The following is a 967-nucleotide window of genomic DNA, read 5'->3' on the forward strand; positions in this document are numbered from 1 at the left end:
GCCGGCGAGCGGCGCGCGGGCCGCTCGAGCATCAGCGGCAGAAAGCCGGTGACCGCGGCGAACGCGGCCACGATGCCGGCCATCGCGAAGCAGGCGATCTGCGCCAGCGCCGGAAACGGCACCCACATCAGGATCGCGTAGCCGAGCAGGCTGGTGGCCAGCGCCACGGCCAGCGCGGGCCGCACCGCCGCCGCGCCGCGCCAGGGCCGCCATTGCGCGCCGCTCGACAGATACACCACGAAATACTGGATCGAATAATCGACCGCCTCGCCGATCAGGCTCACGCCGAACACCAGCGTCAGCAGATGCAGCTTGCCGAAGATCAGGATCGTGACGGCCAGCGCGCAAACGATGCCGAACGCCGTCGAGGCGAACGCGAGCACGAGCAGGCGCGGCGAGCGGAACACGCCCAGCAGCAGCAGCGCGATGCCGGCCAGCGATACCGCGCCGATCACGTGCACGTCGCGCTCCGCGCTCGCACGCGCCTTGTCGGCATAGAACACGGCGCCGGTGCGGGCGACCCGCACGCCGGGATAGCGCGCGTCCAGCGTGCGCTCCGCGGCGCTCACCGCTTGCCGCACCGCCTGCTGCACCGTCGTTTCGTAAGGGGAACCGCCAACCGGCGCGATCACGAGCACGCTCGTCGCGCCGTCGCGATGCGACACCAGCATGCCGTCCTCGAGCGCGAGCCGGCCGGCGCCGAGCGGCAGCGCGGCGAGCCAGTGCTGAAGCCAGCCGAACGGGTCGTCGTCGAGCGCGGTGGGCAACGCGTCGGTGGGCGGGGCGTAGAGCCGCCTCGCCAGCGCGTCGGACAGGGACGCCGCATCGCCGTGCGCCAGCGACGCGGCGTCCGCGCCGGTCAGCAGGCCGAAACGCGCCGGCAGATAGGTGGCGGCGATGCGCGCCGGATCGAACGGCGGCACCTCGACGGTCACGGCGCCGAACGCGCGGCTGGCGCGCAGTTGCG

The 967-nt window shown here is 73.2% G+C and carries 1 protein-coding gene; it reads right to left on the reverse strand.

What is annotated here, in order from left to right; translation table 11 throughout:
* Positions 1-967: MMPL family transporter (locus tag G3N92_RS34475; protein WP_206131934.1), on the reverse strand; the 967-nt coding region annotated here is incomplete at both ends.

This window comes from Burkholderia sp. Ac-20379 (assembly GCF_017104645.1).
Taxonomy (GTDB): Bacteria; Pseudomonadota; Gammaproteobacteria; order Burkholderiales; family Burkholderiaceae; genus Burkholderia.